At 30.8% G+C, this 8872-nt stretch carries 10 protein-coding genes; all 10 read right to left on the bottom strand.

What is annotated here, in order from left to right:
* Positions 1 to 36: 36 nt before the first annotated feature.
* Positions 37 to 555, bottom strand: a complete 519-nt coding sequence (locus B3W71_RS03800) for an adenine phosphoribosyltransferase (RefSeq protein ID WP_346887613.1) — start codon at positions 553 to 555, stop codon at positions 37 to 39.
* A gap of 329 nt (positions 556 to 884) precedes the next feature.
* Positions 885 to 1730 carry a DHH family phosphoesterase gene (locus tag B3W71_RS03805; protein ID WP_346887614.1) on the bottom strand — a complete coding sequence of 282 codons (846 nt, stop codon included), beginning with the start codon at positions 1728 to 1730 and terminating at the stop codon, positions 885 to 887.
* A 252-nt stretch (positions 1731 to 1982) separates the two neighbouring features.
* On the bottom strand, positions 1983 to 2873 hold the full coding sequence (gene secF, locus B3W71_RS03810; protein WP_346887615.1) for a protein translocase subunit SecF: 891 nt from the start codon (positions 2871 to 2873) through the stop codon (positions 1983 to 1985).
* Positions 2866 to 4122 carry a protein translocase subunit SecD gene (gene secD / locus B3W71_RS03815; protein WP_346887616.1) on the bottom strand — a complete coding sequence of 419 codons (1257 nt, stop codon included), beginning with the start codon at positions 4120 to 4122 and terminating at the stop codon, positions 2866 to 2868. Before secD ends, secF begins: the two co-directional genes overlap by 8 nt.
* Positions 4123 to 4293: 171 nt before the next feature.
* Entirely contained in the window at positions 4294 to 5658 is a 1365-nt protein-coding gene (scfB, locus tag B3W71_RS03820) for a thioether cross-link-forming SCIFF peptide maturase (protein WP_346887617.1), read from the bottom strand.
* Positions 5659 to 5715: 57 nt separating this feature from the next.
* Entirely contained in the window at positions 5716 to 5853 is a 138-nt protein-coding gene (scfA, locus tag B3W71_RS03825; protein ID WP_035134469.1) for a six-cysteine ranthipeptide SCIFF, read from the bottom strand.
* Positions 5854 to 5880: 27 nt separating this feature from the next.
* A complete protein-coding gene (locus tag B3W71_RS03830; protein WP_346887618.1) occupies positions 5881 to 6249 on the bottom strand; it encodes a TIGR04086 family membrane protein in 369 nt (122 codons plus the stop codon).
* Between the two features lie 54 nt (positions 6250 to 6303).
* The gene (gene yajC, locus B3W71_RS03835) at positions 6304 to 6594 is read right to left on the bottom strand and encodes a preprotein translocase subunit YajC (RefSeq protein ID WP_346887619.1); all 291 of its coding nucleotides are present in this window, start codon (positions 6592 to 6594) and stop codon (positions 6304 to 6306) included.
* Positions 6595 to 6645: 51 nt separating this feature from the next.
* A complete protein-coding gene (tgt, locus tag B3W71_RS03840; RefSeq protein WP_346887620.1) occupies positions 6646 to 7773 on the bottom strand; it encodes a tRNA guanosine(34) transglycosylase Tgt in 1128 nt (375 codons plus the stop codon).
* 19 nt (positions 7774 to 7792) lie between these two features.
* The gene (gene queA / locus B3W71_RS03845; RefSeq protein ID WP_346887621.1) at positions 7793 to 8818 is read right to left on the bottom strand and encodes a tRNA preQ1(34) S-adenosylmethionine ribosyltransferase-isomerase QueA; all 1026 of its coding nucleotides are present in this window, start codon (positions 8816 to 8818) and stop codon (positions 7793 to 7795) included.
* Between the last annotated feature and the right edge of the window lie 54 nt (positions 8819 to 8872).

Raw genomic sequence — 8872 nt, forward strand, 5'->3', positions numbered from 1 at the left:
ACTTACTTATTTTTTAAAGATGACTTATGTTAAACTCTAAAACGGATAGTCTATAACAGACATAATATCATATTGTGCTATTTTTTCTCTGCCTTTAAGCTCTGTAAGTTCTATTAAAAAATCTATGGCTACAACTTCTCCGCCTGATTCTTCAACAAGTTTTGCAACTGCAGCTACTGTTCCTCCTGTAGCAAGTAAATCATCAACAATTGCTACTCTCTGTCCTTTTTTAATAGCATCTTTATGAATTTCTAGCACATCACTACCATACTCTAAATCATAAGAAGTTTGTATAGTTTCATAAGGCAATTTACCTGGTTTTCTAACTGGTACAAACCCAGCTCCTAAGGCATAGGCTACTGGTACTCCAAATAAGAATCCTCTTGCTTCTGGTCCTATTACTATATCAATGTTTTTATCCTTTAAATGTTCTGCAATAACATTTATTGACTCCCTTAATGCATCTTTATCTTGAAGTAAAGTTGTTACATCTTTAAAGCTGATACCTGCCTTTGGAAATCCTTCTATTATCCTAACTTTATCCTTTAAATTCATTTTTTCTCCTCCTAGACCCTTCACCCAAATACATCTTTAGGCATCTGAAAATAAANNTGACGCAGTATAACACAAAATAGATGAGGATTCTGACTTATTTATTTTTTGAAGATGCCTTATATAGTTAAATTATATATTAACATTTACCTCATGTCTAGCTACTGTAACACTCCACTTCTCTTTAGATACTAAAGATGACAGTACCTAAATCATAAAATAATTTAAACTAATCTTCCACAGAATATATTTCCTACAAAACTAAGTTTTAGCTTAATATATAATGCAATATCACATAAAATATTCATATCTAAGTACATTTATATAAAAAACTATTCTAAACTCATGATAACTTCTTTATATAAGTACTTTGCAATTTGTTTTGCTCTATAACTATCATTAGTGGTAAATAATTCAACTATTATTCTTGCATTATCCAATTTATTTTTGGAAATCATTTTTGGCAGGATTCTTCTGATACCTTCAGCATAGAACTTAATACCATCACCATAATTATGTTCATGTTCTCTTATCAAAGCTCTAACTCCATAATTGTTCGTATCCTTTAATTTTTTACATCCTTCTTCAACAAAGCATTTATTTTCTTCTCGTATTTCTATCCCTGTTGTAATTATACCCATCATTACTAAATCTAAATACTTTTGAGTGCAACTTATCTTATAATAAGATGCAATTACTTCTATGAATTTATATATAAGTGAACAGGCTGTAAAATCTTTAAACGGATAATTGCACTTAGGTTGATATGTATTTATGGTTATACAGTTATTATCCTCTACTATGTGATTATGATAATCCGTTACAATTATGTCTATATTGTTTTCTTTGCAAAGCTGTATTTCCTCTTTAGACTTTACTCCACAACCAACAGTTATAATTAAATTTGCTCCAAGACATAATAAATTATTCTCTATATCTTCTTTATTTAAATTTCTATCATTTCTATATACACTTGGTATAAAGTACTCTACATCACTATTTACATATCGCAGTACTAACATAAGAAGAGATATGGCACATACGCTATCAAAGTCATGATAGCCATATATAACTATCTTTTCCCTCTCATTGATAGCTCTCACAATTCTGTCTAATGCAATTTTCATATTTCCTAATAGAAACGGGTCATTCTCTTCCCTATTCATACTATACTCCATATGCTCTCCTCCAAATTAGTTCCATGAGTAGTTACTTAATCCTTTATATACTTATTTTATATTCTAGTGATCATATTCTCCTGAACAAAAATTTCTTAAACTCATATTACTTGTACATATTATGAGTTTAAGAAATCTATTTATAGAAAACAAATATATTATAATTTAAAACTGACAATTTTACAAATAAATTATTATAAAAATGGCGAAAAACATAATAAAATGTTTTTCGCCATGAAAATTGTTTATATTTTAAGCTATTGATTTAGCTTTCTTTTTTTGTTTAGCATTTTTAATTATAACCCATATTGGTGAAGCTATGAATATTGAAGAATATGCTCCACATGCAATTCCAACTATAAGTGGAAGTGAGAATTCTCTTATAGATGGCACAAAAATATACACTGCCACTATAGTTATAAGTGTTGTTAAAGATGTGTTTATACTTCTAGTCATAGTTTCTGTGATACTAATATTAGCAACTTCTTTTGAACTCATTCTTCTATTTTTCTTAACATTTTCTCTTATTCTATCAAATATAACAATAGTATCATTAATAGAATATCCAACTATAGTTAATATAGCTGCTATAAATGGTGTATTTACTTGTATACCAAATATAGCATAGAAAGAAACAGTAATAAATACATCATGAAGTAGAGCTATAATGGCTGCTGCTGCATAGCTAAATTCAAATCTAGCAGTAATATATATTAGCATAGCAATAGAGGATACTCCTAGAGCTAATGCAGCCTTCTTCTTTAACTCATTTCCTACTGTAGCACCGATACTTTCTTTTCCTATAAGAGCACTATCCTCTAAAGAATACTTCACTTTTATTTCATCTATAAGAGCATTGGTTTTTTCTTCATCTAGTACTCCTTCTTGAACAATAATTTCTATTTCTTTTCCTTCATCAGCGACCTTTGTAGAATATCTTTCCTTTGCATATTTATCTATTATCTCATTAATATCGTTTTTATCGAATTCTTGGTTCATCTTTAAGGTGATTAATGTACCTCCCTTAAAGTCTATACCATAGTTTAAACCTTTTGTTGCCAGAAAACCAATTCCTATAATAGTTATAATAATTGATATAGTGAACCATATTTTTGTTTTTTCTATTATTTTAAAGCTATTCAAGGTTTTTGCCCCCTTTCACACCAAAATGTGATGGTTTAGTTATCCATCCTGCATTTACAGCATTGTTAAGTAGGAACTTGGTAACAAAAAGAGCAGTGAATATACTTACAAGAATACCTATAAGTAATGTTACAGCAAAACCTTTTACGGAACCCGAACCTAAGAAGTAAAGCACTAGAGCTGCAATAATTGTAGTTATGTTAGAGTCTAAAATTGATGATAGAGCTCTATTATAACCTGCTTCCACAGAAGTTTTAATAGATTTTCCTAGCTTTAACTCTTCCTTTGTTCTTTCAAATATAAGAACATTGGCATCAACAGCCATACCAATGGTAAGTATTAATCCAGCAATACCTGATAAGGTTAATACTACGCCAAACTGTCCAAATATAATAAGCACTAAACTTACATATAAAACTATAGCTATAGATGCAACAATTCCTGGTACTCTATAGTACGCAATCATAAATAATATAATACAAGCTATCCCAATCATTGCAGCCTTCTTACTAAGAGATAAAGCCTCAGCTCCAATAGTTGGACCTACAGTTTTAACTGAGCTTACTTCTAATTTTACTGGAAGTGCTCCTGAAGTTATGATACTTGCAATAGAATTCGCTTCTTCTAAAGAACTCATCCCTTCAATAACTGCCTTTCCATCAGTTATAACAGCATTGACAGTTGGATTAGTTAAAACTTCACCGTCCATCTTTATAGCTATGTTTTTATTTAATAAATTCTTAGTTGCCTCAGCAAACTTTTCTGTTCCTTCTTCATTCAATTCAAGACTAACAATATACTTATTATCTTGTGAAATATAGGATCCTGCTTCTTTAACTTCTTTACCTGTTAAAAGTACATTGCCATCAGGATCTTCAAAGGTCAATTCCCCAGTCTTCCCAATTGTCTCTAAAACCTTATCTGTATCAAACTCACCTGGTATTTCTATTCTTATTCTATTTTCACCTTCCTGAGTTATAGGAATTTCACTTACTCCTTCTTTATTTATTCTCATAGAAATAAGCTCTATAGTTCTCTCTATAACAGATTGATCTACCTTCTCCTCCTTTATTTCCATTAAAAGAGAAGTTCCTCCTACTAAGTCTAAGCCCTTATCAATGTTACTTTCAAAAGTTTTAATTCTATAATTACCCAAATTCACTCCATAAAGGCCACAGTATGCAAGAAGACCTATTAATATTATTGCTATGATAACTAGAATTCTACTTTTTCTACTTTTTTTCTTCATGGTTATCCCCTTTCTTGTTATTTAATTGTATTTTTCTAAATGTCCTATTAATTATTTATTTTACAGGCATTTTATGGATAAAATCAAGTATATATAGTTTAATTTTCTGCATATTTCTGATTTTTTCTTAAAATTAGGATAGAATCTTTAATTCTATCCTTTAAAGCACAATTATTTATTCATTGTTTTAGCTTTTAAAGCAATAGCACACTCTATTCTCTTCTTTTGCATTTTACAACCTAATTCATATGGCACATGGACATCTCCATTAAAGTTAAAGTTGTTAGCTTGGCATCCTCCACTACAGTAGAATCTTGCCCAGCAATTTTTACATGTAGGCTTATTATATATATGTGCGTCCTTAAGGTTTTGAACTATAGAAAAGTCTTTAACCCCTTCATATATATCTCCCATAAGGAAATCTTTATTACCTACAAACTGATGACAAGGATATACCTCTCCATCTGGAGTAACTGCTACATACTCATGTCCAGCTCCACATCCTGATATTCTCTTATAGATGCATGGACCACCTTGTAAATCTACATTAAAGTGATAGAATTTAAATGGTTTTCCTGCTTCATATTTTTCAACCATATATTCATATAACTCATCATATTGATCAAAAATTGTAGAAAGATCTTCTTCTCTTAATGAAAGCTCATGTTCCTCTGGAAGTACCACTGGCTCAATAGATACTTCATCAAAACCTAGCTCTACCATATGCTTCACATCTTCAAAGAAGTCTGTATTTTCTCTTGTAAAAGTACCTCTTACATAATAAGTTTTAGATTTATCTCTTATATCTACCATTTTCTTTATCTTTGGTAATATAGAATCATAGGTACCATTTCCATCAAACCTTATCCTTACTTTATCATTGACTTCTTTCCTACCATCTATACTTAAAATTATATTTCCCATGTTTTTGTCTAAGTAGTCCATTATTTCATCATTTAAAAGAGTAGCATTAGTAGTCATAGTAAATCTAATGTTTTTATTATGAATCTTCTCTTGTTCTCTACCATAGTCTACTATTTCCTTTATGATGTCAAATGCCATAAGAGGCTCTCCACCAAATAAGTCAACTTCTATGTTTCTTCTTTTCCCTGAGTTTTTAATAACAAAATCTATAGCGTCTTTACCAGTTTGCGCACTCATGGTTTTTCTACAACCCTTATATTCTCCCTCATCAGCAAAACAATATTTGCACTTTAAATTACAATCATGAATTATATTAAGACAAAGTGCTTTAATAGCTACTTCTGCTTGTCCACTCATCATTGCTATGTTCTCATATAAATCTTTAGAATATAGTATTTCTTCATCAACTAAAGATTGTAATTCCTCATATACTTCATCAATTTCTTCACTGGAGTATTTACCCTTATATATTTCTTTTAACTCATCTTTAGTTGTAAGTTTATCTGAGTCTAACATGTCATATACAAGCTCATCCACTTCATGAACTGCACCTGAATTCACATCTATAACATAAAAATCATTGCCTTGTCTAAACTTATGAATTAATTCCATTCTTTTCCTCCTAACTAAGCATAAAGCAGTAACTTTTTGTTACTGCCTTTAAAATGATTAGTTTTCACACTCTAAATTAGCTACTGTACAAGAAGTTTTGCAAGCTGATTGACATGAGTTAGCACACTCTTTACAACCTGGTTTTTTTAAACTTTCTTTAATGTTAGATTTGTTGATAGTCTTTATATGTTTCATTCCTATTCCTCCTAAAATTAATAATATCTATAGATTCACTCCTAACATTCCTGACAGTGATCCTGCCGCTAATGCTAAGATTAACCTAAGCACATCTTTTCCTCCTAATGCCAAGTTATTTCCAAAGCATAAGGATACTATATAAAGTATTAACATATAAAATACTGCTACTAGTAATCCTACTAGCCATCCTTTACTTCCCATTTTCAATGTAGCATATATAGCTCCATATACCACACTAGCTAAGGTAACTACAACTAAAAATACTGATGTAACTGTGTTGCTAAATGGCAAATATGATGTAACTAATGAATATACTAGAACACAAATTACTGTCAAAATTGATGCTCTCAGCACCCCTACTCCAATAGATGAATAATCAAACTTTTTATACATACCCAAAACCCCCTTATATTAATTAATATGTTTATATAAGGGGATTTATGATGATTATTCCTTGGTTTCTACTGATTCGTTAGCTGATTTTGTAACTGAAGCAATACCAAGTTTGCTCATTTTTATTCTCGCTCTATCTGGACCACTTTCTAAAATAACATAATCCTCTTGGATATTTATTATTCTTCCCATGATTCCACCTTTAGTCATAATTTCGTCATTTACTGCTAAAGAGCTTAACATATTATTATATTCTTTCTTTCTCTTCTTTTCTGGCATGAAAATCATGAAATAAAATAATACAAATACAAGTACCATTGGAATAAACGCCATTAAGTTTTGCATAATATCTCTCCTTTCACTAGTTATGTATATATTAAATTAATAGATACCTAATTATTTTATACCCCACTCTGAAAGTCTTTGATTTTTAAAGTCTTCAAAGTAGTCTCCATCTATTGCATTTCTTATGTCTTCCATTAACTTATTATAGAAATACAAGTTATGAAGTACGCAAAGTCTCATTGCTAACATTTCCTTTGCCTTAAATAAATGTCTTATGTATCCTCTTGTATAATGTCTGCAAGCTGGACAATCACAACCTTCATCTATAGGACTTTTATCTAACTCATATTTAGCATTCATGATGTTTATTTTACCATACTTGGTAAACACATGTCCATGCCTTCCATTTCTAGCAGGTAATACACAATCAAAGAAATCTACTCCTCTTGAAACTGCCTCTAATATATTTGCAGGAGTTCCAACTCCCATAAGATATATTGGCTTATCCTCTGGAAGATATGGAACTACTGCATCTATAATTCTGTACATTTCTTCATGGGTTTCACCAACAGCTAATCCCCCAATTGCATACCCATCAAGATCCAGCTTTCTAATAGTTTTAGCATGTTCTATTCTAATATCTTCATAAACTCCACCTTGATTTATACCAAATAACATCTGTTTTTTATTTATAGTATTAGAATCTGCATTTAATCTTTCCATTTCAGCTTTACATCTTTCAAGCCATCTAGTAGTTCTTGCTACAGACTTTTCTACATATTCTCTTGAAGATGGATTTGGTATGCATTCATCAAATGCCATAGCAATAGTTGAAGCTAGGTTACTTTGAATTCTCATACTTTCTTCAGGTCCCATAAATATTTTTCTACCATCAATATGAGAGCTAAAATATACACCCTCTTCTTTAATTTTTCTCATACTTGCTAATGAGAATACTTGAAAACCACCTGAATCTGTAAGAATCGGTCTATCCCAATTCATAAACTCATGAAGTCCTCCCATGTTTTTAACTACTTCATCTCCTGGTCTTAAATGAAGATGATATGTATTAGATAATTCTACCTGGCATCCTATTTCCTTTAAATCCATAGATGATACTGCTCCCTTTATGGCAGCTAGAGTACCAACATTCATGAATACAGGAGTCTGTATTGTACCATGAGGAGTAACAAATTCCCCACGTCTAACTTTCCCACTCTTTTTTAATAATTTATACACCTATTCATCGTCCTTCCTATTAATGGATAAACATAGCATCTCCAAAGCTAAAGAATCTATATTTATTTTCTACTGCAATTTTATAAGCATTCATAACTATTTCTCTAGTTGAAAATGCACTTATAAGCATTATTAACGTAGACTCTGGCAAATGGAAATTAGTTATTATGGCATCTACTATTTTGAACTTATAACCTGGATATATGAATATACTAGTATATCCTGATTGTTCTTTAACTTCGCCATCTTCATTAGCTATACTCTCAAGAGTCCTATTAGATGTTGTTCCTACAGCTATAACTCTTTTTCCACTTTTCTTAGTATTGTTTATTATCTCAGCATTTTTTTTATCTAAAATATAATACTCAGAATGCATTTCATGCTCTTGAATATCTTCCACCTTCACAGGTCTAAAGGTTCCAAGACCTACATGCAGAGTAACAAAGGCAATACTTATTCCCTTTTCTCTGATAGCCTGAAGTAATTCCTCTGTAAAGTGTAATCCAGCTGTAGGCGCTGCTGCAGATCCAACTTCCCTTGAATAAACCGTTTGGTATCTTTCTCTATCCTCTAATTTTTCTTCTATATATGGTGGTAGTGGCATCTCTCCAAGTCTATCCAATACTTCTTCAAATATACCATCATAATAGAATTTTACTTTTCTATTTCCATTATCTAAAACTTCTACTATTTCAGCCTTTAGCTCTCCATTACCAAAGATAAATTTAGCTCCGACTTTTCCTCTTTTACCAGGCTTAACTAAAGTTTCCCATATATCATCTTCATATCTTTTTAGAAGTAAAAACTCCATTTTACCACCAGAACCTTCTTTAGCTCCATAAAGCCTAGCTGGCATAACTCTTGTATCATTTAACACAAGACAGTCTCCTGGATTTAAATAATCTATGATATCCTTAAATACTTTATGTTCTACTTCACCATTTTTTTTATTTAGAACCATTAACTTAGATTCATCTCTTTTTTCTAAAGGATGTTGAGCTATTAATTCCTTTGGCAAATCAAAATAAAAATCCTTTACTTTCAAAGCTTATACACTTCCCTATTCTCTCTATTTAGGCACTATCAAATAAATAATAGA

The sequence above is a fragment of the Clostridium sp. UBA1056 genome (assembly GCA_002316385.1).
In the GTDB taxonomy this organism is placed as follows: Bacteria; Bacillota; Clostridia; order Clostridiales; family Clostridiaceae; genus Clostridium_J.